At 61.4% G+C, this 24233-nt stretch carries 22 protein-coding genes; 14 read left to right on the forward strand and 8 right to left on the reverse strand.

Going from position 1 to position 24233, the window contains the following annotated elements; translation table 11 throughout:
* Positions 1–5 precede the first annotated feature (5 nt).
* The 3 genes from ACR0NT_RS08285 to ACR0NT_RS08295 all read left to right on the forward strand — a co-directional run bounded on the left by ACR0NT_RS08285 (position 6) and on the right by ACR0NT_RS08295 (position 3445).
* Positions 6–1232 (forward strand): phenylacetate--CoA ligase family protein, encoded by a 1227-nt coding sequence (locus ACR0NT_RS08285; RefSeq protein ID WP_480442891.1) that lies wholly within the window; start codon positions 6–8, stop codon positions 1230–1232.
* 121 nt (positions 1233–1353) lie between these two features.
* On the forward strand, positions 1354–3018 hold the full coding sequence (locus ACR0NT_RS08290; RefSeq protein ID WP_170672670.1) for an ABC transporter permease: 1665 nt from the start codon (positions 1354–1356) through the stop codon (positions 3016–3018).
* A 76-nt stretch (positions 3019–3094) separates the two neighbouring features.
* Positions 3095–3445 carry a DUF2794 domain-containing protein gene (locus tag ACR0NT_RS08295; protein ID WP_170444551.1) on the forward strand — a complete coding sequence of 117 codons (351 nt, stop codon included), beginning with the start codon at positions 3095–3097 and terminating at the stop codon, positions 3443–3445.
* On the opposite strand, the gene ACR0NT_RS08300 is transcribed toward ACR0NT_RS08295, so the two are convergent.
* The 3 genes from ACR0NT_RS08300 to ACR0NT_RS08310 all read right to left on the reverse strand — a co-directional run bounded on the left by ACR0NT_RS08300 (position 3442) and on the right by ACR0NT_RS08310 (position 6011).
* Positions 3442–4179 (reverse strand): NlpC/P60 family protein, encoded by a 738-nt coding sequence (locus ACR0NT_RS08300; RefSeq protein ID WP_170672672.1) that lies wholly within the window; start codon positions 4177–4179, stop codon positions 3442–3444. The two genes, ACR0NT_RS08295 and ACR0NT_RS08300, sit on opposite strands and share 4 nt — an antisense overlap.
* Complete coding sequence (locus tag ACR0NT_RS08305) at positions 4176–5558, reverse strand: M17 family metallopeptidase (RefSeq protein ID WP_170672674.1); 1383 nt, start codon at positions 5556–5558, stop codon at positions 4176–4178. The genes ACR0NT_RS08300 and ACR0NT_RS08305 overlap by 4 nt, the downstream gene beginning before the upstream one ends.
* Positions 5559–5621: 63 nt before the next feature.
* On the reverse strand, positions 5622–6011 hold the full coding sequence (locus ACR0NT_RS08310; protein WP_170444542.1) for a hypothetical protein: 390 nt from the start codon (positions 6009–6011) through the stop codon (positions 5622–5624).
* 146 nt (positions 6012–6157) lie between these two features.
* On the opposite strand from ACR0NT_RS08310, the gene ACR0NT_RS08315 reads away from it, so the two are divergent.
* The 8 genes from ACR0NT_RS08315 to ACR0NT_RS08350 all read left to right on the forward strand — a co-directional run bounded on the left by ACR0NT_RS08315 (position 6158) and on the right by ACR0NT_RS08350 (position 14887).
* Positions 6158–6808 (forward strand): carbonic anhydrase, encoded by a 651-nt coding sequence (locus ACR0NT_RS08315; RefSeq protein ID WP_170444539.1) that lies wholly within the window; start codon positions 6158–6160, stop codon positions 6806–6808.
* 105 nt (positions 6809–6913) lie between these two features.
* Positions 6914–7450, forward strand: coding sequence for an SRPBCC family protein (locus tag ACR0NT_RS08320; protein ID WP_170444536.1), 537 nt, complete (start codon positions 6914–6916; stop codon positions 7448–7450).
* A 121-nt stretch (positions 7451–7571) separates the two neighbouring features.
* On the forward strand, positions 7572–8717 hold the full coding sequence (locus tag ACR0NT_RS08325) for a LacI family DNA-binding transcriptional regulator (protein WP_480442895.1): 1146 nt from the start codon (positions 7572–7574) through the stop codon (positions 8715–8717).
* Between the two features lie 17 nt (positions 8718–8734).
* A complete protein-coding gene (locus ACR0NT_RS08330; protein WP_170444531.1) occupies positions 8735–10090 on the forward strand; it encodes an extracellular solute-binding protein in 1356 nt (451 codons plus the stop codon).
* Positions 10091–10147: 57 nt separating this feature from the next.
* The gene (locus ACR0NT_RS08335; protein ID WP_170672676.1) at positions 10148–11380 is read left to right on the forward strand and encodes a carbohydrate ABC transporter permease; all 1233 of its coding nucleotides are present in this window, start codon (positions 10148–10150) and stop codon (positions 11378–11380) included.
* Positions 11380–12588 carry a carbohydrate ABC transporter permease gene (locus ACR0NT_RS08340; protein WP_170672677.1) on the forward strand — a complete coding sequence of 403 codons (1209 nt, stop codon included), beginning with the start codon at positions 11380–11382 and terminating at the stop codon, positions 12586–12588. Before ACR0NT_RS08335 ends, ACR0NT_RS08340 begins: the two co-directional genes overlap by 1 nt.
* Before the next feature lie 5 nt (positions 12589–12593).
* On the forward strand, positions 12594–13841 hold the full coding sequence (locus tag ACR0NT_RS08345; protein ID WP_480442897.1) for an MGH1-like glycoside hydrolase domain-containing protein: 1248 nt from the start codon (positions 12594–12596) through the stop codon (positions 13839–13841).
* Positions 13841–14887 (forward strand): sn-glycerol-3-phosphate ABC transporter ATP-binding protein UgpC, encoded by a 1047-nt coding sequence (locus ACR0NT_RS08350; RefSeq protein WP_170444519.1) that lies wholly within the window; start codon positions 13841–13843, stop codon positions 14885–14887. Before ACR0NT_RS08345 ends, ACR0NT_RS08350 begins: the two co-directional genes overlap by 1 nt.
* Positions 14888–15483: 596 nt before the next feature.
* Here ACR0NT_RS08350 and ACR0NT_RS08355 read toward each other — a convergent pair.
* The 3 genes from ACR0NT_RS08355 to ACR0NT_RS08365 all read right to left on the reverse strand — a co-directional run bounded on the left by ACR0NT_RS08355 (position 15484) and on the right by ACR0NT_RS08365 (position 18848).
* A complete protein-coding gene (locus tag ACR0NT_RS08355) occupies positions 15484–16506 on the reverse strand; it encodes an aspartate-semialdehyde dehydrogenase (RefSeq protein WP_170444514.1) in 1023 nt (340 codons plus the stop codon).
* Positions 16507–16617: 111 nt separating this feature from the next.
* Positions 16618–17652, reverse strand: coding sequence for a glycosyltransferase family 4 protein (locus tag ACR0NT_RS08360; protein ID WP_170444511.1), 1035 nt, complete (start codon positions 17650–17652; stop codon positions 16618–16620).
* Positions 17653–17675: 23 nt separating this feature from the next.
* A complete protein-coding gene (locus ACR0NT_RS08365) occupies positions 17676–18848 on the reverse strand; it encodes an MFS transporter (protein WP_170672681.1) in 1173 nt (390 codons plus the stop codon).
* A gap of 141 nt (positions 18849–18989) precedes the next feature.
* Between ACR0NT_RS08365 and ACR0NT_RS08370 the strand changes: the two genes are divergently transcribed.
* Positions 18990–20132, forward strand: coding sequence for a DUF3095 domain-containing protein (locus ACR0NT_RS08370; protein ID WP_170672683.1), 1143 nt, complete (start codon positions 18990–18992; stop codon positions 20130–20132).
* 4 nt (positions 20133–20136) lie between these two features.
* Here ACR0NT_RS08370 and ACR0NT_RS08375 read toward each other — a convergent pair whose 3' ends face one another.
* Entirely contained in the window at positions 20137–20907 is a 771-nt protein-coding gene (locus ACR0NT_RS08375; RefSeq protein WP_170444504.1) for an HpcH/HpaI aldolase family protein, read from the reverse strand.
* 10 nt (positions 20908–20917) lie between these two features.
* Positions 20918–22330, reverse strand: a complete 1413-nt coding sequence (locus tag ACR0NT_RS08380) for a pyridoxal-dependent decarboxylase (RefSeq protein WP_170672685.1) — start codon at positions 22328–22330, stop codon at positions 20918–20920.
* A gap of 235 nt (positions 22331–22565) precedes the next feature.
* Here ACR0NT_RS08380 and hpaR point away from each other — a divergent pair, with 235 nt between their 5' ends.
* Positions 22566–23000 (forward strand): homoprotocatechuate degradation operon regulator HpaR, encoded by a 435-nt coding sequence (hpaR, locus tag ACR0NT_RS08385; RefSeq protein ID WP_170444500.1) that lies wholly within the window; start codon positions 22566–22568, stop codon positions 22998–23000.
* Between the two features lie 531 nt (positions 23001–23531).
* Positions 23532–24230, forward strand: coding sequence for a fumarylacetoacetate hydrolase family protein (locus tag ACR0NT_RS08390; RefSeq protein WP_170672687.1), 699 nt, complete (start codon positions 23532–23534; stop codon positions 24228–24230).
* Positions 24231–24233: the final 3 nt, after the last annotated feature.

Consider the following 24233-nt stretch of genomic DNA (forward strand, 5'->3'; position numbering starts at 1 on the left):
AGGATATGGTCATGACGAAGTACTACGACGCGCTCGAAACCCGCTCAGCCGACCAGCGTGCCTCCGATCAGGCGCAGGCCCTGCGTGTTCAGCTTCAGCGGGCGCTGTCCGCACCGGGGTTCGAGGCACATCTGGCCGGTGTGAACACCGACGCTGTCGCCTCGGTGGACGATCTGGTGAAACTGCCGGTTTTGCGCAAAGCCGATCTGGCGCAGGCGCAGGCGGCGCGGCCCCCGTTCGGCGGCTTTACCGTCAAACCGGCGCGGCATTTCCACCATGTGTTTCAATCCCCCGGCCCGATCTATGAGCCCGGCAGCACCGACCCGGATTGGTGGCGCATGGGGCGGTTCCTTCACGCGGCAGGCGTGGGTCCGGGCGATATTGTCCACAACTGCTTTGGCTACCACCTGACCCCTGCCGGTATGATCTTTGAAAGCGGTGCGCGGGCCGTTGGGGCCGCCGTGCTGCCCGCCGGCACCGGCCAGACCGAGCTGCAGGTGACCGCCGCGCGGGACGTGGGTTGCACCGCCTATGCCGGTACCCCGGATTACCTGAAGGTCATTCTGGACAAGGCGGATGAGATGGGCGTGGCGCTGGGCTTCAGCGCAGCCGTTGTTGGAGGCGGCGCGCTGTTCCCGTCCCTGCGTCAGGAATATGCTGATCGGGGTATCGCTTGCCTGCAATGTTATGCCACCGCCGATCTGGGCAATATCGCCTATGAAAGCCCCGCGATGGAGGGGATGATCATCGACGAGCACGTTATTGTCGAGATCGTAACGCCGGGTACCGGAACCCCCGTGGCCGAGGGCGAAGTGGGTGAGGTCGTGGTGACCTCGCTGAACCCCGACTATCCGCTGATCCGGTTTGCCACAGGCGATCTGTCGGCGATTATGCCAGGGCAATCCCCCTGCGGCCGTACAAATCTGCGGATCAAGGGCTGGATGGGCCGGGCTGACCAGACCACCAAGATCAAGGGCATGTTCGTGCGCCCCGAACAGGTGGCGGCGCTGGTCGACAAGCATGACGAGATCATCAAGGCCCGCGTCATCGCCGCCCGTCAGGGCGAGATGGACACCATGACCGTTCAGATCGAAAGCCCCCGCAGCGACGACGTGGCCTATGCCAAATCGGTGGTCGAGGTGCTGAAACTGAAAGGCGCGATCGAGGTCGTGGCCCCAGGATCGCTGCCCAAGGACGGTTTGGTGATCGAGGATCAGCGCGTTTACGAATGACGCCGAAAAACAGCTCTGCGGCAGTATGTGCCGCAGAATTGTGTCGCCGCCCACTGGTGTTTCTTAGCGTTTTGGTCAATTAAAGGCGGAACCCGCGCTTTAGCCTGTCAAAACCGGATACATGGCCGAAATCGAATTGTCAGAACATGGAACGCGCCATCGGGGCGTGTTTGGTACCCGGCTGGTCGGCACGGTGGCCTGTCTGGTGGCGGCCGCCTGCCTGTTGCCGATGGTGGCGGTTGTTCTGGCGGCGGTGACGGGCGGGACGGACACGATCTCGCATCTGCTGGACACGGTTCTGCCGCGCTATGCGCTGACGACAGTGATCCTGGTGGTTCTGGTGGCTGCGGGTACCTTTTCCATCGGGGTGGGCGCGGCGTGGCTGGTGACGATGTGCCGTTTTCCCGGCGTGCGCTTCCTTGAGATCGCGCTGGTCCTGCCTCTGGCCTTCCCGGCCTATGTTCTGGCCTATGCCTATACCTTCATTCTGGATCATCCCGGCATCGTCCAGACCACCCTGCGCGAGGTAACAGGCTGGGGGCCGCGCGACTATTGGTTCCCCGAGATCCGCTCGACCGAGGGCGCGGCGGTGATGCTGATCCTCGTGCTGTATCCTTATGTCTATCTGCTGGCCCGCGCCGCGTTCCTGCAGCAAAGCGCCACCGCTTTTCTGGCCGCCCGCGCGCTGGGCAAAAGCCCGTGGCTGGCCTTCTGGCATGTCTCGCTGCCGATGGCACGACCGGCGATTGCGGGCGGGGTGCTGCTGGCGATTATGGAGACCATCGCCGATTTTGGCACGGTCGCCTATTTCGGTGTGCAGACCTTTGCCACCGGTATCTATACCAGCTGGTTCTCGATCGGAGACCGCGCCGCCGCTGCACAGCTTGCCCTGTGCCTGCTGGGGTTCGCGCTGGTCATGGCGATGGCCGAGCGGATACAGCGCGGCAAGGCGAAATATTATCAGGCGGGTAAAAGCCATGCGTCGCTCCCTTCGGCGCAGTTGAAGGGCTGGCAATCCGTGGCGGCGTTCACGCTGTGCGCTGTTCCGGTTTTTCTGGGCTTTTTGCTGCCGGTTTTCATCCTGATCCAGATGGGCCTGCAGTCGGAACAGAACCTGCTGTCGCGGCGCTATATCGGGTTCATCCAGAACTCACTGACGCTGGCAGGCACGGCGGCGGTGGTCACGGTGTTTGCGGCGATCTGCGTGGGGTTCTTTCAACGGCTGCGCCCTGGCAGGGGATCGGCCACCGCAGGTTATCTGGCGCGGCTGGGATATGCGGTGCCGGGCGGGGTGATCGCGGTGGGGCTGATGGTGCCCTTCGCCAGCTTTGACAACGCGCTGGATGCGTGGATGCGGCAGACCTTCGATATCTCGACCGGGCTTTTGGTGACGGGGTCGATCTGGTTGCTGATCGCGGCGTATATGGTGCGCTTTCTGGCCGCCGCGCTCAGCGCCTATGAAGGCGGGCAGAGCACCGTTCACGCCAATATGGACGCGGCTGCACGATCCTTGGGTCAAACGCCCTTGGGTACGCTGCGCCGGGTGCATCTGCCAATTCTGACACCATCGCTGCTGACGGCGCTGCTGATCGTCTTTGTCGACGTGATGAAAGAGCTTCCCGCCACCCTGATCATGCGCCCGTTCAACTTTGACACACTGGCGGTGCAGGCCTATCGGCTGGCCTCGGATGAGCGGCTCGAAGGGGCGGCCGTACCTTCGCTGGTGATCCTTGCGGTGGGGCTATTGCCGGTGATTCTGATCTGTCGTCAGGTTGGGCGGCGCTAGGTCACGATCGACCAAAAAACCACACCTTATCGTGCTCGGGCTTGATTCAAACGCGTTTTCCGGCAAGGCTGAGGGTATGAACATGCAGCCTCCCAGCCGGTTTTCTGCTAACTCGGCACAGATGCCCGTCGCGTTTAACCGGCACGAGATGTCCCATATCCTGTCCGTCTATGGTCGGATGGTCGCCGCCGGGGAAATGCGCGATTACGGTATTTCGAACCTGCGGGATATGGCGGTTTTCTCTATCTTTCGCCGTACGGCCGAGCATCCGATCTACCGGGTCGAGAAACATCCGCGTCTGCGGCAAAGGCAGGGGATGTACTCGGTGATTGGCATGGATGGCCGCATCCTGAAACGCGGCCATGACCTGCGCACCGTGCTGCGGGTGCTGGAGCGCAAGCTGATCCGCTCGGTCGATCTTGATTAAAACCTTTTGTGGGATGTAACAGGCCCGTCGCCCTGATCCAGAATGCGCGCGATTGCCTGATCCATCGGCTCGAATGTCACATCCATGTGATAGGCATTGGCGTGCAGCAGCATGTTGTCGTCATAGACCCAGGCGACATGGCCTTTCCAGAACAGCAGATCACCGTGTTTCGGATTCGTCCCAGCGGGCAGGGCCTGACCCAGCTCCCGTTCCTGGTCACTGCTGTCGCCAGGGCAGGGGATGCCGCAAGCCAAGAGTCCGGCCTGCACCAGACCCGAGCAATCCAGCCCGAACCGGCTGTTGCCGCCCCACAGATAGGGCGTGCCCAGAAACAGCTCGGCCACGGCGACCGGATCGGTCAGATGGGTGGCCGTTAGCTTGGCATGGACGGCGGGGATGAAACCCAGTTCCGTTTCCAGAAACCGGCCCTGTTCCGACAGGACCTGAACCTTGCTGCCGAAACTCAGCGAGACCCGGTCAGGGCTTTTCATATCCGGCTCCGCATAGGCGTGGGTTGCGGGGGCGGTGATCCAATGGGTATCGGAAACAGGCGGCCCCAACTGGTCCGAGGCGACCCAGCCAGAGTAGCCGTCCTTGTCAGCTATGATCCGGCTCCAGCCGCCTTGGGTTTCTGTCACGGCGACCGTGTCACCGAACAACACTTGGCGGTCCCGCAGGCCATCGGGATCGCGCCGCAGGTCGACCACGGGGTTTATGATGCGCTGTTTGGTCATAGGTCCAGTATCTCGGGCAGGGCGGTCAGCAGTGCGCGCGGACCTTGTCCCAGTCCGCCTTTGCTGCGGCCCGGCGCTTTGCTGGCTTGCCAGGAATAGATGTCGAAATGCATATAGCGGCTGTCGCCCACAAACCGGCGCAGGAACAGCGCGGCGGTGATTGATCCCGCGAACCCGCCCGAGGGCGCGTTGTCCAGATCGGCAATGCCCGGTTCGATCATCGCCTCATAAGGTTCGTGGAACGGCATCCGCCAGACCGGGTCGGCGGCCTGTTGTCCGGCCCGCGCCAAGGCATCGGCAGCGCTGTCATCATCGGTGTAAAACGGCGCCAGATCGCCGCCAACGGCCACCCGCGCTGCGCCGGTCAGCGTGGCCATCGAGATCACCAGATCGGGCGTACCCTCATCCGCCAGCGTCAGCGCATCGGCCAGCACCAGCCGCCCCTCGGCATCGGTGTTGTTGATCTCGACGGTCAGACCCTTGCGCGAGGTCAGGATGTCACCGGGCCGAAAGGCGCTTCCGGCGACAGAGTTCTCAACTGCCGGGATCAGCACGCGCAGCCGAACCGGCAGTTTCAGCGCCATGATCATCCGCGCCAGACCCAGCACATTGGCCGATCCGCCCATGTCCTTTTTCATCAGCGCCATCGAGTTACCGGGCTTCAGGTTCAGCCCTCCGGTATCGAAACACACGCCTTTGCCGACCAAAGTCAGCTTGGGGCCGGAACTGCCCCAGTTCATCTCGATCAGGCGTGGTTCCTGCGCGGCGGCGCGGCCAACCGCGTGGATCATCGGAAAGTTCTGATCCAGCAGGGCCTGCCCCTTGATCACGTTGCAGGAGGCGCCGAATTCCTGTGCCAGCGCCTCGGCGGCGGCTTGCAACTGGCCCGGACCCATATCTTCGGTAGGCGTGTTGACCAGATCGCGGGTCAGGGCCTCGGCCTGAGCCAGAACCTCGATCCGCGCCGCGTCAGTTCCTTCCGGGGCAACCAGACGGGCCTTGGCCCCGGATTGCGCGGCATAACGATCAAACGCATAGCTGGTCAGAAGCCAGCCCAGACATTCGGTTGCCAGCGCATCCGCAGGCACGCCCGACGTGATGTGATAGGTGCCTTCGGGCAGGGATTCGGCGGCGGCGGCTAGCGGAAACCGCTTGCGCATGCGGCCTGCGCCTGTGCCATAGCCTGCCACGGCAAATTGCGGCGTTCCGTCCGGGCCGGGGATCAGGGCGACCTGCCCCAGCGCGCCGGTAAAGCCGCTGGCCTGCACCCAGTTCGACACGTGATCCGGTTGGCTGGCAAGCCAGTCGTCCAGATCGGGTTGCGCGATGACGTGCAGCGGCAGCGAAGGGTCAGAGGGTGAAGCAAAGGACAGGGTCATGGAAATCTCGGCTGGTTCGGTTTGCGCCCAGCCTATCCGCCCACGGCCCGTCCGCAAGCCCCGTCAGACGGAAAGATCCTGCTGGTCCCAGATCACGGTCAGCGATTTTTCTCCGACCCGGATCAGCCGTGACAGGGTGGCACCGGTGGCCACCGCATCGCCCGTATCCACGGTTTGCGCCACATCCCCGGCAACCCGCGCCAGCGCGACCATGCCGATCTGATCGGCAATCGCCACCAGCGACCGCGCGCATTTGCGCAGCCCCGCCCAGTCGCGCTGCCGCCAGAACCGTTCACAGTTCGACAGGCGTACGGCCAGTTCCTCGACCGTGCGGCACAGCACATCCAGCGCGTTCTTGTCGCCCAATTGCCGGTACAGCCCGTTCAGCTGGTCCAGGTCCAGCCGGACGGTTTCCTTGTGTTCAAGCGTGAGTATCTTTTCCACCACGTTCACCCCAATTCTCTATGCCCCCACGGCATGGATCGACTTTGATCGCGAATTCCTTTGCAAAACCTTGCGCCCGCGCAGGATAATTGCTCGAATTTTCTGCGAATTCGGGGTAGAGCAGCCCTTGGGAACTCGAAAAAATGGACAGAAGAATGGACTTAGCAAAACCTCTGCCGGGCTATTTGGTCAAACGGTATCACGGCTGGAAAGCCACCACCTACTCTGAAAATCAGGTCTGGTTCCGCCGCCTTGCAAACGAGGGGCAGCGCCCGCGTGCGATGGTGATATCGTGTTGCGACAGCCGCGTGCATGTGACCTCGATGTTCGGGGCGGATCAGGGCGATTTCTTCATCCACCGCAACATCGCCAACCTGGTGCCGCCTTACGCGCCCGACGGTGATCACCACGGCACCAGTGCGGCGATCGAATACGCCGTGACCGCGCTGAAGGTGGCGCATCTGATCGTGCTGGGCCATTCGCAATGCGGTGGGGTTCAGGGCTGCATCGACATGTGCAAAGGTCAGGCCCCGCAGCTGGAAGCCAAGGACAGCTTTGTCGGACGCTGGATGGATATCCTGAAGCCGAAATACGAACTGGTCGCCGATATCGAAGACAGCGTCGATCAGGCGCGGCAGTTCGAACGGCAGGCCGTTGTCGCCTCGCTCGAGAACCTGATGACCTTCCCGTTCGTGTCCTCGGCGGTGCAGGACGGCTCGCTCAGCCTGCATGGGCTGTGGACCGATATCGGTGAGGGCGGGCTGCAATGTTATGACCCGCAGGACAAGAAATTCGTGATCGTCTGACCCGTCGGAACAGTCCGTAGTTTTGACAGGCGCGGGATCAGGTCTCTGATTCCGCGCTATTTTTTGCTATAGTCGCCGTATCCGGGTTTGGATCGGAGACGTTTCATGCGATTCATCAAACGCATTCTTCTGGCTCTGCTTGTGCTTGTTTTACTGCTGATCGGGGTTTCCTACCTGTTGCCCGGTCGGGCCGAAGTGGCGCGCAGCATTGTCATCGACGCCCCGCCCGCCGCCATCTTTCCCTATGTGAACTCGATGCAGGAGACCGAGAAATGGTCACCCTGGCTGGAGCGTGATCCCGCGACGCAACTGACCTATAGCGGCCCCGAGGCCGGTGTGGGCAATACCCTGAACTGGAGCTCGGAGCATCCGCAGGTCGGGACCGGATCGCAGGAGATCATTGAAAGCATCCCCGATCAGGCGGTCAGAACGGCGCTGGATTTCGGGTCGATGGGCACCGCCGTTGCGGCGTTTGATCTGATGCCTCAGGGGGATCAGACGCAGGTGACCTGGGGATTCGTCACCGATCTGGGCCTGAATCCGATGGCGCGGTGGATGGGGCTGATGATGGATGAATGGGTCGGCGGCGACTACGAACGGGGCCTGTCCAATCTGAAAGCTGTAGTCGAAACGCAGGGTTAGCGGACATCGCCCTTGGGTAAGTCCCAGCGTCAGAATGGAAAATCAGCAAAGGCGCTAAAAAATGACCAGTTTGCATCTTTTTTAACTTTTTCGTTGCCGAAACCGGTTTCGGAGCAAACAAATGAAAAAAATGGCTACGAATCTCTCATATCCATCGCGCACGTCCGCGAATCGCACTTCGGTCTCTGGCCGGGTGAAGCTGGACGAACTGGCGGCGCATCTGGGCCTGTCGAAAAGCACGGTATCGCGGGCGCTGAACGGTTACTCCGATATTTCCGAGGTGACGCGGAACCGGGTTCAGACCGCCGCCCGCAAGCTGGGGTACCGCCCGCTGAGCCATGCGCAGGCAATCCGGACCGGGCAGGTGCGCGCCATTGCGATGGTGCTGAACAGCGAAGAGCCCGATCAGCACAACCCGTTTCTGCAGGATTTTCTGGCCGGAGCCTGCGAGGCTGCCAGCAGTCTTGACTGGACGATGACGATTTCCACGGCAACTTCGGAACGCGACACGCTGAAAGTGCTCAGCCGCCTGTTCGAAGAGCGCAAGGCAGACGGGTTTATCCTGCCGCGAACGATGGTCAAGGATGCCCGCGCCGGGCTTTTGCGCAATCTCGAGGTGCCGCATATCCTCTATGGTCGCACCGGGTACGGGCAGCCGAACACGCGCGAGGAGACCTCGTGGTTCGACATCGCGGGCGAAACCGCCATGCGCAAGGCGGTGCTGCGGCTGGCCGGGTTCGGGCATACGCGCATCGGCTATGTCGGCAGTGATCCCAAGTTCAACTACAGCCACCTGCGCCGCGACGGATACACCGAAGGTTTGCACGAGGCGGGCCTGCCGCTTGATCCCGATCTGATCCGCGAGGGCGCCCGGACGCGCGAGGACGGTGCCGCGCAGGCGATGGTGCTTATGCAGCAGGATCTGCCGCCCACCGCGATTGTTTTTGCCACCGATCTGGCCGCGTTGGGGTTCTGCGCAGCCGCGCAAGATCTGGGGTTTGAGATTGGCCGCGACGTGTCGGTCATCGGCTATGACGGAATTCCTGAATGCCGCTACGCGCGCCCGGCGCTGACCACGTTTGCCGTCGATTCCCGCATGGCAGGGCAACGGCTGGCAACCCTGCTGATCCGCCAGATCCGGGGCGAGGACCCCGCGACCCTGCGTGAACTGACCGAAGCGACTCTGGTCGAAGGGGGATCGGACGGGCCGCCGCATCTGACATCGGCGGAGCTGGCGGTGAAACGCACGCAAATCAACAAAGAATGACCGGGAGGAGATCACAAATGAAACTGACACCCAAAGCCGCAAGGCTGATGCTTGGATCGTCGCTGGCCCTGGCGCTGACTGCGCTGTCCGTGCAGGCCGACACGATCCGGTTCTGGACCACCGAGGAACAGCCCGAGCGTCTGGCCAAACAGCAGGAGATGGCCGATCAGTTCAAGGCTGAAACCGGCACGACGGTCGAGGTGATCCCTGTCACCGAAAGCGATCTGGGCACCCGTGCCACCGCGGCCTTTGCCGCTGGTGACCTGCCCGACGTGGTCTATCACACGCTGCAATACGCGCTGCCCTGGGCCGAGGCCGGCATTCTGGACACCGAAGCCGCCACCGAAGTGATCGAGGAACTGGGCGCCGACACCTTTGCCCCCGGCGCGCTGGCGATGGCCGCGTTCAACGATGAAACCGCGTCCGTGCCTGTGGATGGCTGGACCCAGATGGTGGTTTACCGCAAGGACCTGTTCGACGAGGCTGGTCTGGACGCGCCCGACAGCTTTGCCGACATTCAGGCCGCGCTCGAAGCGCTGCATAACCCGCCCGAGATGTACGGCTTTGTTTCGGCCACAAAGGTTGACGAAAACTTCATGAGCCAGGTGCTGGAACATGTCTTCCTCGCCAATGGTGTAAGCCCGGTTGGCCCCGACGGGTTCCAGCCTCTGGACGAGGCCAAGACCACCGAGGTTCTGGATTTCTACAAGGCGATCTCCAAGGCATCGCCTCCGGGAGAGCTGTACTGGAAGCAATCGCGCGAGCTGTATTTTGACGGCAAGGCCGCGATGATCATCTGGTCGCCCTTCATTCTGGACGAACTGGCTGGTCTGCGTGATAGCGCCCCGCCAACCATCACCGATGACCCGACCTCGCGTGATCTGGCGGGCAAGACCGGTATCGTCACCAAACTGTCCGGCCCGTCGAACCCCGATGGCGCGGCTTGGGGTGACGTGCGCTACTTTGGCATCACCAACGATGCGGATACCGATGCGGCGATGGAGTTTGTGAAATACGCAATGGATCAGGGCTATACCCAGACGCTGGCGATTGCGCCCGAGGGTAAGTTCCCGGTCCGTCGCGGCAATGCTGACAATCCGACTGCCTTTGCCGAAGCTTGGGCCGAGCTGCCCGTGGGCGTGGACCGCAAGGCGCCGCTGGGTGAGCTTTACGAACAGGCAATGATCGACGAGATCGTCGGTGGACTGGACGTGGCGCAGCGCTGGGGCGTGGCCGAGGGGCAGCTGTCGCTGGCATCGAAGATGATCAACTCTCAGGCCATCAACCGGATCGTGCGTCAGTATATCGATGACGAGATTGACGCCGCCGCCGCCGTTGCGGCCATGAATGACGAGCTGGCCAAGGTTCAGTAGTCCACCAGCATCAGCAGCGGCGTCCGCGCCGCTGCGCGCAACCCTTTGAGGTATCCCATGTCTTCGGCCACCCCACCGACCGGAACCGGGGCGCTTGCCAAACGCGAGGCGCGTCTGGCCTGGGCGCTGCTGGCTCCGACCGTGATCAGCGTGTCGCTTGTGGTGATCCTGCCCTTGCTGGCAATCATCTGGATCAGCTTCAAGCCGTTTACCCTTTCGGACCTGCGCCCCCCTGCGCCGGTTGTCCGTGAAAGCCTGCGCGGATCGGGCGACGATCTGCGGATCGAATACCGCCTGCGCAACTCCAGCCAGGAAATCGCCATCGACGGCGTGACCCTGAGTGACGTGCTGCCCGACGGCGTGATCGCCGGAGAGGTCGCCGCGCCCTGTGTTCTGGATGGGCAGGATCTGTTTTGCGATTTCGGCGCACTGGAGGGCGGCCAGCGGGAGCGTATCCGCATTCCGATCGAGGTCGATGGCGACCCGGATGCCTTCGAGGAATTGGTTGAAGAATCCGAGCCCGACGTGACCGGCAGCGGCCCCAGCGTGTTGACCAATTTCGAGTTTAGCCTGGAAAACTTCGCCCGTGTATTTGACGGCGATGAATTCTGGGGCGTGCTTGGGGTCACCCTGTTCTATACCGTCTTTGGCACAATCGGCGCTTTGGTCATGGGCCTGTTCGCCGCCTTGCTGCTGAACAAAAGCTTCAAGGGGCAGGGCTTCATCCGCGGCCTTTACCTGTTCCCCTATGTGGCCCCCGTCATCGCCGTCGCCTTTACTTGGGTTACGCTGTTTGACCCGTTCTCGGGTTCGGCCAATGCGCTGCTGGTGCAGATGGGGTTAAGCAGTGAACCGATCAACTTCTTCGGGGAACGTCCCTTGGCGCTGATCATGGTCACCGTATTCGAAATCTGGCGCTATTTCCCGCTGTCCTTCCTGTTCATTCTCGCCCGGATGCAGTCCATCGATAGCAGCATGTATGAGGCGGCGGATATGGATGGGGCCTCGCCGTTCCAGAAATTCTGGCTGCTGAGCATCCCGCAACTGCTGGGCATCCTGTCGGTGCTGTTCCTGCTGCGCTTTATCTGGACCTTCAACAAGTTCGACGACATCTTCCTGCTGACCGGTGGCAATGCGGGCACCCGCACGTTGACCGTGAATGTCTATGAACAGGCCTTTGCAGTCTCAAACATCGGGGCGGGCGCGGCGGTGGCCGTGGTGATCCTGATGTGCCTGATCGCCTTCAGCTTTGTCTTCTTCAAGTTCATCAGCCGCGAGGAGGGCCTGTGATGCGCAAAGGGTATATCACCGGCCCCGTTCTGGGCGCGCTGTGGATGTTGGTGATCGCCACCACCATCGCGGTCACGATGTCTTTCGCCACCGGCGCGGCGTTTCGCCCACAAGTTCTGCTGAGCCTGATCTGGGGCGCAGTGGCCGGGCTGGTCTATGTCCGCTTTCCCGCCCGCCACGCCCCGGCGCGTCTGGGTGTTGCGGCTTGGCTGGGCCTGTCCTGCCTGACCGGTTTTGGCCCGGTTCTGATCGGATCGGATACGACGCTGCTGGCGCTGCTGGTGACGGTGATCTCGGTGGCTGCGGTGATGCATGTGTCACTGGCCGCGATCCTCAAGGAATTGCCGTTTGGCGAACTCACCCGCCACGAATACGAAGACGCGGTGATCCGGTTCTGCACAGGGTTCGGCTATATCTTCTTCACCGCCATCGTCATCATCCCCTTCTATGTGATGGTGATGACCAGCCTGAAATCGCAGCAGGCGCTGTTGCAGAACCCGCTGGATTTCTCGGTTGATCTGAGCCAGGGCGCGGCGTTGTTCCGCAGCTACACGGAACTGTTCCGGGATTTCAATTTCGGCAGCTACCTGTGGACGTCTTTCTATGTCTCGGTCCTGACCGTGTTCATCACCCTGCTGTTCAGCGTCCCCGGCGCCTATGCGGTGGCGCGGTTCCGGTTTCAGGGGCAAAAGGCGTTCTCACGCTCGGTTCTGCTGATCTACATGGTGCCGATGATCGTGCTGGCGCTGCCGATCTATATCGCGTTCTCGCTGACGGGTCTGCGCAACTCGATCCTTGGCATCGTGATGATCTACCCGGTCACCACGATCCCGGTCGCGCTCTACATGCTGCAGGGATACTTCCGCGGTCTGCCGACCGAGGTTGAAGAGGCCGGTCTGATGGATGGCCTGTCACGTCTGGCGGTGATCTGGAAGATCACCCTGCCGCTCAGCCTGCCGGCGCTGGCGTCGGTGTCGCTCTATGTCTTCATGATCGCGTGGAACGAATTCCTGCTGGCCTTCATGCTGCTGGATGACCCGTCGAAATTCACCCTGACCCGAGGTGTCACAATGCTGAACTCCTCGGAAATCCCCCGCCAACACCTGATGGCCGGTGCGGTGATTGCCACCGTTCCGATCATGGCCCTGTTCCTGGGGCTTGAACGTTTCATGACCAAGGGCCTGACGGCTGGCTCGGTCAAAGGATGACAGACATGAACTACTATACGACGCCGAGTGAATCGGCCCGCAACATCCTGATCGCCAATGACCGGGGCGGCTATACGATCCCGACCAGTGGCCTTTATCCCTATCAGTGGAACTGGGACAGCGCGGTCGCGGCGCTGGGCTTTGCCGAATTCGACATCGACCGCGCCTGGGTCGAGCTTGAGACGTTGTTTTCGGGCCAGTGGGACGACGGCATGGTGCCCCATATCCTGTTCCATAAGCCCGATCCGGGGTATTTTCCCGGACCGGAGGTCTGGGGTGGCACCGGGCCGATTGCATCCTCGGGCATAACCCAGCCGCCGCTGGCCGCCACCATGGCACGGCGGGTCTGGGACAAGGACCGCGTGGTAGGTGAGGCCCGCCTCCGCGCCCTGTTCCCAGCCATGCTGGCCTGGCACCGCTGGTTCATGAAATGGCGCCTGGACGAACATGGCGCTGTCTGCACAACCCATCCCTGGGAGGCCGGACGTGACAATGCGCCGGACTGGGATGGTACGATGGCGGGGATCGATGCCTCGGATGTGGGCGAATATCAGCGCCGCGACACCAGCCATGTGAACAGCGCCGACCGGCCCACCAAATACGACTATGACCGCTATATCAAACTGGTGCAGATCGGGAATGAGGTCGGTTGGGATCAGCAGCAATTGCTGGACCTCAACCCGTTCCGCGTCGCCGACCCGACCATGAGTTTCACCACTCTGCGCGCCGCCCGCGATCTGCTGGCGATCAGTCAGGAACTTGGCATCGAAGCTGAGGGTCTCAGCGCTGATGTAGCCCGGCTTGAGGCGGGCGCGCGGTCGCTGTGGAACGAGGCGCTGGGCGCCTTTGACGCCCGTGATGCGCATACGGGTGAATGGGCCGAAAGTGTCTCTAACGCGAGCTATTTGTGCTGGTTTGGAGGTATTGACTCCCCGCAGATGCTGGACCGCGTGAAAACCGTTCTGACCACCGTGCCGCATCCTATTCCCAGCTATGATCCGAACATGCCCAAGTTTGATGAGCGCCGCTATTGGCGCGGGCCGACCTGGGCGTTCATGAACATGCTGGCCGGGTTCGGACTGGCGGAAATGGGCCACGGCGTCGAAGCAGAAACCCTGCGCCTGAAAACCGCGCGTCTGATCGCGGGTCACGGCTTTGCCGAATATTACGATCCGATCACCGGCAGCCCGGCCGGGGGCAACTCATTCACTTGGACAGCCGCCGTCTGGCTGCATTGGGCAGGGAGGAACTGATGGGCAGCATCGAGCTTAAATCCGTCGAAAAATGGTTCGGCGAAGTGCAGGTGATCAAAGGCATCGACCTGCAGATCGAAGAGGGTGAGTTCGTCGTCTTCGTCGGCCCCTCGGGCTGTGGCAAATCCACCCTGTTGCGGATGATCGGCGGGCTCGAAGATATCTCGCGCGGGTCGCTTCTGATCAACGGGAAGGATGTCACCGATCATCCGCCCTCGAAACGCGGGCTGACCATGGTGTTCCAGTCCTATGCTCTGTACCCTCACCTGACGGTGGCCGAGAATATGGGCTTTTCGCTGAAGGTGGCGGGTGTCCCGAAGGCCGAGATCGCCGAGCGTGTGGGCAAGGCCGCTGAGGTGCTCAAGCTGGAACCTTATCTGGAACGTCGCCCCAAGGACCTGTCCGGCGGGCAGCGTCAGCGTGTGGCCATCGGGCGGTCCATCGTGCGCGACCCCACCGCATTCCTGTTCGATGAGCCCCTGTCCAACCTCGACGCCGCCCTGCGGGTCGAGATGCGGTACGAGATCGCCAAGCTGCACCAGAGCCTCAACCGCACCATGATCTATGTGACCCACGATCAGGTCGAGGCGATGACATTGGCCGACCGCATCGTCGTGCTGGAGTTCGGCAAGATCGCACAGGTCGGTACGCCTCGTGAGTTATACGAACGCCCGGCCAACTTGTTCGTGGCGCAGTTCATCGGCAGCCCGAAGATGAACGTCATTCCCTGCACCGTGTCAGGTGACCAGTTCCAGTTGGAAAACGGCGGCAGCGGTCCGTTTAACCGCACTGGCACGGCCACGATGCTGGGCATTCGCCCGGAACATATCAGCGTGGTCGATCCCGGCGCGGGTCACAGCGACGGGCTGGTCGAGGTGGTCGAATACCTGGGCGCTGATATGTTCGTCATCGTCGATTGCGGCACCGAGGAGAAAGTCACCGTCCGCCTTGGCGGCGATACCGAGATCAAGGCTGGTGCAAAGATTGGCCTGCATTTCGCGCCGGAGAAGCTGCAGTTTTTTGATAGGGAGGGGCAGGCGTTGTAGGTCGTCGGGGCAGGGACCTTGGATCATACGGGCCTGAATAGGGCCCAACAGGCAGGGCATTTCTGCAATATCCCGGAAGCTCAAGCTTATAGAGGTACCACCTGCGCAACAGCACGTGGCGTTTTGAGACACACGCCCATTTTCCGGGAGCAACGGTCAAAAGCCGGTCCGAGGTCCGAATTGGAAAGTGACGGTCTCCGAGGTCGACAACCACCAACCTTTTACTTGCATCGGCACCTGGCACATGGATCACGCTGATCACGTCAACCTTGCGGTACTCAACCGCCAGAACCAACCCTTCGAGCAAAAGGACCAGAATAAGGAAAAGCGCCACGATAGCCGAACCTTCAGCGACGCGTATCAAAGTCAGTTTGGCGTTTTCTTTTCTGGTAAAAAATTTCAAATCGCCGAACACAATGAAATTCCACAACTAAGTTCGGTCAGTAGGCCAGAGCAATCTGGCAAAACTAAGGTGCTGAAAAACTGTGGACAGCCGGTTGAAGCAATTTCGTTTTTTAGGTTTGCGAGATACAACTTGCCGAAACAAAAAAAACCCGCTGGGGACACAGCGGGGTTTCTAATTGTCTTAGTCGACCTCAGCCCTTTTTCAGAACCTCACGGCCCAGCAATTCGGCGATCTGGACGGCGTTCAGGGCGGCACCTTTGCGCAGGTTGTCCGAGACGCACCACAGGTTGATGCCGTTCTCAACGGTCGAGTCCTGACGGATGCGGCTGATGAACGTGGCGAAATCGCCCGCGCATTCGATCGGCGAGACGTAGCCGCCGGGCTCGCGCTTGTCGATCACCATGATGCCCGGTGCTTCGCGCAGGATGTCGCGGGCTTCGTCTTCGTCCAGGAATTCCTCGAACTCGATGTTCACGGCCTCGGAATGGCCGACGAAGACCGGAACGCGGACGCAGGTGGCCGTGACCTTGATCGACGGGTCGACGATCTTTTTGGTCTCGACAACCATCTTCCATTCTTCCTTGGTCGAGCCGTCTTCCATGAAGACGTCGATCTGCGGAATGACGTTAAAGGCGATCTGCTTCTGGAACTTCTTCGGTTCAACCTCGGTGGTGGGGTTGTAGACCGCTTTGGTCTGATCCCACAGCTCGTCCATGCCGTCTTTGCCAGCGCCGGACACTGACTGATAGGTCGACACGACAACGCGCTTGATCTTGGCGCGGTCATGCAGCGGTTTCAGCGCGACAACCATCTGCGCGGTCGAGCAGTTGGGGTTGGCGATGATGTTCTTGTTTTTATAGTCGTGAATCGCCTGCGGGTTACATTCCGGCACGATCAGCGGAATCTCCGGATCATAGCGATAGAGCGACGAGTTATCGATCACCACGCAGCCAGCTGCCGCCGCCTTGGGGGCGTAGACCTTGGTTGCGTCCGAGCCGATGGCGAACAGCGCCATGTCCCAGCCGGTGAAATCGAAGGTGTCGATGTCCTGGGTGGTCAGTGTCTTGTCGCCAAAGCTTACTTCGGTACCCAGCGAACGACGGCTTGCCAGGGCGGCAAGTTCATCGACCGGGAACTGGCGTTCCGCCAGGATGTTCAGCATTTCGCGGCCCACGTTACCCGTGGCGCCGGCGACAACGACGCGATAGCCCATTTCATGTCTCCAAAGTTAAGGACGCGCGTTCATAGCCGCGTTGCAGCGAAGAAAAAAGGGTTTTCGGGGTATATTTGCCGCGATGACACCGATTTTACGCGGCAAATGGCGTCAGGTGTCGTTCAGAAGCCTCTCGTAGAGCGCCACAAGGGTCCTGGCCTCGCCATTGATGTCGAAATTCTGCTCGACATGGGTGCGGGCGGCGACGCCGGATTGCGTCAGGGAATCGCGGTCGCTCAGCATTTCGGCGGCGGCATCGGCCAGGGCGGGGATATCACCGGGCTCCACCACGCGGCCCAGCGACAGGTCGGTGACAATCTCGGAAAACGCGCCCACATCGGTGGCCACGACCGGTACGCCGCAGGCCATTGCTTCCAATGGGGTGAGGCCGAACCCTTCCCACCGTTGCGGGGCAATGAACAGGTCCAGCACCTGATACCATTCGGCGATCTGGTCGACGGTGACCTCGGGCATGAACAGGATGCGGTCGGACAGGCCTGCTTTGGCAACCTTGTCTTTCAGCTCGGCCAAAAATCCGGTGTGCTTCTCGGTGGCGCGGCCCATGACGATGCCGTGCACGTCGTCGAAGCGCCCGCACAGATCGATCATCGCATCAACAAAGGCGTCGGTGCCTTTCTGGTGGCGAATGCGGCCATAGCAGCCCAGCAAAAGACCATCGGGCAGACCCAGTCGCGACCGAACGGCCGCCTTGTCCTCGGGCGGGGCGAAATCCTGCAGGTTGATGCCATGCATGATCACCTGCGCGTCCCGCTCCAGATATCCGGCGGTTTTACGCGAGGTGGCGACCACGGCATCCATCTTGTCGATCAGCCATTTGGTATAGCCAGTGTGCGCGCGCTGCGAGGCGCTGGTGAACAGCAGTTTCAACCGCAGCCGCAGGATGTTGCGCAGGAACAGGCCCAGCAGCATCTCGGTATTGCGGCGAGCGTGCCAGACGCGCAGGGTTTTTCGCGACAGAAAGGGCAGGCGGCCCAGCGGGATATGCGGGATGTCCGACGGCAGGCCCGGCCCGGTCGCGGCGATGTCGATCCATTGCACCTGCAAAGGCACCAGCCGGGCAATCGTCGCGGTCACGCCCGAAAGCCGGCGTTTGAGATTGGGGGCAATGACGCGCGGGTCGGACATGGGCTCTCCTGACGGTTACAGCATCAGTCGACGCTGTCGCGGCTGAATAGATAGATCACGCAGCCAATGGCAAGCGTGACCGCAAAAAAGCCGAATATCGCTGTGTAGGGCGCAGTCGGGCTGATGTCCACCGTGGCCGCATGGATGCGCCCCGTGACGAATTGCGCAATGCCAACACCGCCAATGCCAAACAGGTTCAACAGCGTCATGCCGCGCCCGACCAGATGCGGAGCCACAAAAGCCCGGCCATGCGCCATGATGACCGGAAAACTGGCCCCCATGAAGCCGATCACGGCCATCAGCACCACCGATAGCCAGACCGCGTTGTCGATCCAAAGACACAGCAGCACCAGCGCCGCCGTGCCCAGCGCATTGCCGCCGAAGATCACCCATTTCCGCGTCCCCAGCATCCGGTCGAGCGGGCCATAGGCAAAGGTCCCGGCAATCATTGCCGCCCCCATGATCAGGGTCGCGGTGCCGATCTGGGTGGTGCTGAGGGCGAAGATATCGCTCAGATACGGCCCTGCCCACAATCCTCGCGTGGCTGCCGCAGGTGCATAGGCCACCAGCATCAGTGGCAGGATCGCCCAAAGCGCAGGCTCTTTCAGCAAGTCCAGCACAGATCCCCGGTGCTCGGTCTCAACCCGTTTTGGATCCTGCACGGTGATCCAGATGCCCAGCGCAATAGCCCCCGAGAACAGCGCCAGCACCCACATCGTCGCGCGCCATCCCATCAGTTCGACCGCCAGCGCGGTCGGGTAAGAGGCCACCAGATTGCCCACCGATCCAACCCCCAGCATCAACGCCGCCAGCGTCGCAAACCGCGCGGGCGGGTATTCTCGTGCAAAGATGTAATATGATGCCATCAGCACCGGAGAGCACCCGACCCCGATCAGCCCCATGGCAATGGCGACATGAAACGGCGTGCTGGCCACAGCAAACAGCGCCGCGCCGCCCGCGCCTCCGATCAGCAACAGCGCGGCGGCCGTCAGGCGCGGCCCGATCTGATCCAGCGCCCAGCCCACCGGCAGCTGCATCGCCGCAAAGACCAGAAACCAAAGCCCCGAGGCAAAGGCCAGATCCTCGGGCGTGGCGCCGATATCGCGGCCCAGATCGACGCTGAGCACCGCCAGAAAGGCGCGAAAGAACTGGCTGAGCACATAGCCCAGGCACAAGACCACCAGACCTGCCTTCATGAACTGCCCTTCCGCCCCAAGTTGTGCTGAAATGCTTGGCACGTCCCGGTGCGCCACACAAGCTTGTGTGCTATACTGTTTTCACCGGACAGCGTTCACATTCGGGCTATCTATTGCGATACCCATCACCCCGAGGTGCCGATGAAAGACGCACAGGCCGCCTTTTATGACAGCCTTCCCCGACAGAGGGACTTCACCAGCCTGGCGCAGCCAGCGCGGTTTACACCCGTGCCGGGTGACTGGGCGCTGGGCGTGGCTGATATCGTCGATTCCACCGGTGAGATTGCACAGGGCCGCTATAAAACCGTCAACATGGTGGGCGCGGCGGTGATCTCGGCCATGATCAACGCGCTGAAAGGGCAGGAGTTTCCCTATGTCTTCGGCGGTGATGGCGCTGGCTTCGCCATCCCCGCAAGCGCCGTGGACACCGCCCGCACAGTGCTGTCCGAGCTGCGGCGCTGGGCGGACGAAGAGTTCTCGATCGCGCTGCGCGGCGCATTGGTGCCGGTCTCCGAAATCCGTTCGGCGGGCCGGGATTTGCGGGTGGCGCGCTATGCGCCCTCGGACGGGGTGGACTACGCCATGTTCTCGGGCGGGGGTCTGGTCTGGGCCGAAGCGCAGATGAAATCCGGCGCGTTCGAGGTGCCACCTGCCGAGCCGGGCGCGCTGCCCGATCTGTCCGGCCTGTCCTGCCGCTGGTCCAACAGCAAGGCACGTCATGGTCAGATCGTCTCGTTGGTGATCCAGCCGACGCAGAAAGCGACCGAGAGCGATTTTGCCGATCTGGCGCGGTCGGTTCTGACCGCCTCGGAACGGCTGGAACGCGCAGGCCACCCGGTGCCGGAAAACGGCCCGCCGATCAGCTGGCCGCCGCCGGATGTCGAGCTGGACGCCCGTGTCTCGCGCGCAGGGCGCAACCTGCTGGGGCAAAGGATAAAGCTGCTGGGGCAAAACCTGCTGATCTCGCTGTTGTTCAAAACCGGCAAGCGGTTGGGCGATTTCGATCCCGGTCACTACAAACACATGGTCAGTCGCAACGCTGATTTCCGCAAGTTCGATGACGGGCTGAAGATGACGCTGGATTGCGACCCGGCCACGCTGAAGCAAATCAGGATCATGCTGGAACAGGCGCGCGAACAGGGCAAGGTCCGCTATGGGCTGCACGCACAGGATGAGGCGATGATGACCTGCTTTGTGCCTTCGGCCATGCGGGACGACCATGTGCATTTCGTCGATGGCGCTTCGGGGGGATACGCACAGGCCGCCGCCGCGATGCAGGGTTAGGGCGTTATTTTGCCTTCCATTTTGCCGACAACGCCCGCGCGGCTTGCGCTAGCAGCATCACGTCGATCCCTACCGCCAGAAACTGGGCACCCATGTCCAGATAGATCTGGTTTGCCTCGTCATTGGTGCCCAGAATGCCGGGCGCTTTCCCTGCCGCTTTGATCCGGGTGATGGCATCGGCGATGGTGGCGCGCACCTCGGGGGCGGCGCTGTTGCCCTGAAAGCCCATATCGGTGGACAGGTCCGCAGGGCCGATGAACACGCCATCGACGCCCTCGACCTGCAGAATATCATCCAGCGCCGCCATTCCGGCGCGGTTTTCCACCTGCACCAACAGGCAAATCTGCTCGTCCGCGGTCTGAATGTAATCCGAGACTGATCCATACCCCGTGGCCCGCGCAGCCCCGGCACCGACACCGCGCATCCCTTCGGGCGGATAGCGGCAGGCCCGCACCAGTTCACGTGCTTGTTCGGCGCTGTTGACCATCGGCACCAGAACGGTTTGTGCGCCGATATCCAGCACCATCTTGATCAATGCCGTATCGCCCACCGGCACGCGCACCACCGGGTGCGAGGGGCTGGCGGCCAGCGCCATCAACTGATCCCGCAGCGAACGGATGTCATTCGGCGCGTGTTCCCCGTCGATCACCAGCCAGTCGAACCCGGCGGTGCCCATGATTTCGGCCGCGACGGGTTCGGCAAAGCTGCTCCAGCAACCGATCAGGCGATCACCGTTTGTTAGAGCCTTTTTGAACGTGTTTGTGGGCGCAGCCATTTGGGAACCTCTATGACAGGGAGCGGGCGATTTCGGTGATGACATCATAGGCCATGCGAACGTCATCCTCGGTGGTTTCGAACTGACCGGCCTGAAAGCGGATCACCAGATCGCCATCGACGCGGGTTTGGGTCAGATAGATGCGGCCATCATCGTTGATCGCATTGACCAGGCGCAAGTTCAGATCGTCCAGATCGGTTTGCCCTGCAGGCGTGTAGCGGAAGGTCCATAGCGACCACATCGGCGGGGTGACAATCTGGAAATCCGGCGCGGCCGCCAGCCGGTCATGCAGGTCCACGGACCAGTTCACATGGTTGCGCAGCCGTTCGCGCAGCCCCTCCAGCCCATAGGCGCGCAGCACGAACCACAGTTTCAGCGCCCGGAACCGGCGGCCCAGAGGCACCGACCATTCCGAATAGTTGATGATCCCGTCCTTGCCGTGCGTCTTGAGGTATTCGGGGCTGATCGCCAGCGTCTGTACCAGATCGTCGGGGTTTTTCAGGAAATGCGCGCAGCAGTCGAACTGCACGCCCAGCCATTTATGCGGGTTGAACACGATGCTGTCGGCCTGCGCGATCCCTGGCCAATAGTGACGGTATTCCGGACAGATCATCGCCGACCCGGCCCAGGCCGCGTCTACATGGGAATACAGCCCGTATTTCTGCGCGATCTTCAGACATTCATCCACCGGATCGGTTGCCCCGGTACCGGTTCCCCCGACACACAGAATGACGCCCGCGGGCTGTAAATTAGAGTCTAAATCAGCTTGAATCGCCGTTTCCAGCCCCTCGGGGTCCATGCCGCGCCAGTCGCCTTTGATCGGGATACGCACCAGATTATCCTGCCCGATCCCCGCCACCCAGATGGCGCGATCCACCGAGGTGTGCACCTCGGCCGAGCAATAGATGCGCAGCGGCTTCTGTCCGAACAGCCCCTGCTGGTTGCCCTGCCAGTTCAATGCCTTTTCCCGCATGGTCAACACCGCCGCCAGCGTCGCCGACGAGGCGGAGTCCTGTATAACGCCAGCAAACCCTTCGGGCAGGTCCAGCGCCTGACGCAGCCAGTCCATCATCCGCGTTTCCATCTCGGTCGCCGCGGGCGAGGTCTGCCACAACATGCATTGCGGTGCGATGGCGCTGGTCAGAAACTCGGCCAGAACCGACGGGGGCGACGTGTTCGCATTGAAATAGGCAAAAAACCGGGGGTGCTGCCAATGGGTGATACCGGGCATCACGATATCTTCGAAATCGCGAAAGATATCCTCCATCGCCTGCGCCTGTTCCGGTGGATGGGCGGGCAGGGCGTCCAGAATCTCACCCGGCTCGGTCCGGGCACGCACGGGTTTGTCGCCCACGGTCAGGTGGTAATCCTGCGCCCATTCGGATATTTTCTTACCCCAGTCGGTGAACTCGTCCCACTTCATGCCAAACCTCGGATATCTGTCAGGCCCGGGTTTTCCCCGAGCTGAATTTCTTCATTGTGCCAGTCATGGCTATTCAGCGCCAAAGGTCAATATTAATTGCTATGTTTACTAAATTTGAATTGCATTGGCCCAAAGCGCGCCAACTCGAAAGACTCTAATAAGGGCAACAGGTAACATTACAACGAGGAATAGACTGGCCCGTTGCAGTATCGTGTGAATTCGGTGAAAATTCCTTATGACCAATGAAGTACCATTGACGTCACGTTCGTTGCCCATTGCACTTCTTCGGGCCAGGGAACGGGTCATGGGACCCATTCGCAAGATGCTGGCGAATGCCGGTGTAACCGAACAGCAATGGCGCGTGTTGCGCGTTCTGGACGAGGAAGGCCCGCAAGAGCCGACCCATATCGCGGACCGGGCGTGTCTGCTGTTGCCCAGCCTCACCCGCATTCTGCAAAAGCTTGAGGCCAAGGGGTTGATCGTCAGGGAAACCCACCCCGGCGACAAGCGCAGGCAGATCGTCGACATCTCGGCCAGGGGAAAGCAGATTATCCATGACAACATTCAGGTGACCATTCATCTGGCCGAGGATTTGCGCACCAAGCTGGGCCCGGACCGGCATGAGGCGCTGCTGGATCTGCTGACTGAACTGCGCAACCTGGAAACGTGACACCCCACAATCGAACCCCGCCGGAGGTAGGCATTCTCTCCGGCGGGGTGGCCAGACATGTACTGGATTATGGGCCTGGCCCGAGGCCGGTTGCGCCGGATAGGTCCCGACGGTCCGGCCTGCGCTTCAGAAAACGTGCCGGTTCGAAATAAACCGGCTCTCTGGCGCAAAGTCTTTGGGGGTAAAGTCTTTGGCCGTAGTTCTCCGAAGTATTCGCATCCGATAAAACCGCTTGGTTCGCGGGCTTACGGGATGTCTTCACGTCCAGACGGATGCATGTTTACCCGTCGTACTTGCGAGCGGTGGCCAGAGCGCGCCGAACCCCGATTTACCGGCGCCTTTCGCTCTGCCATTGCTCAATTTAGAACTGTTGCGGTGTTTTCCAAGGCTGGGCGTCCGGATTGTGATCGGGCCGTGTTCGGGTTTTTGCGATTCTTGCGGCATGTTACCGGATCGTTGCGGTACCGGGTGCCTTGTACCGCCCGATTGCGGCACTAAGATGCGGGCTGGCTGAAACAAAAGGGGGCCGCGATGCCAGACACTGTGTTTTCTTTACCCGAGCCGGTTACGATTCCGGTTCAGGGGCAGCAGGCGGCGTATCCGGTGGGGCGGATTTTCTGTGTCGGCCGCAACTATGCAGCACACGCGGCCGAAATGGGGCACGAGGTTGATCGTGAGGCTCCGTTTTATTTCACCAAATCCGCGCCAAACGCGGTCCTGAGTGGGGCAACCGTGCCGTATCCGCCGGGTACCGGGGATTTTCATCACGAGATGGAACTGGCTGTGGCCATCGGCAAACCCGCCTTCCGCGCCACCCGCGCGCAGGCCTGGGACGCGGTCTACGCCTATGGCTGTGCGCTGGACATGACCCGCCGCGATCTGCAGATCCGCGAGCGCAACAAGCAGCGCCCCTGGGATCTGGGCAAGGATCTGGAGGCCGGAGCTGTTTTTGCGCCGCTGACCCGTGCCGCTGACTGGTCGCTGACGGATGACACCCGCATTCATCTGAGCGTGAATGGCGAAATCCGTCAGGATGCAACGCTGAATGAGTTGATCTGGAAGATTGACGAGATCATTAGCCATCTGTCTGGCTATTACCACCTGCGGCCCGGAGACCTGATCCTGACCGGCACGCCCGCCGGTGTCGGCCCGGTGCAGGCCGGGGACGTGATCGAGGGCGGCATTGATGGGCTGCAGCCGATCCAATTGACGCTGGCAGACTCGGAATAGACC

This window comes from Ruegeria sp. AB10 (assembly GCF_056542745.1).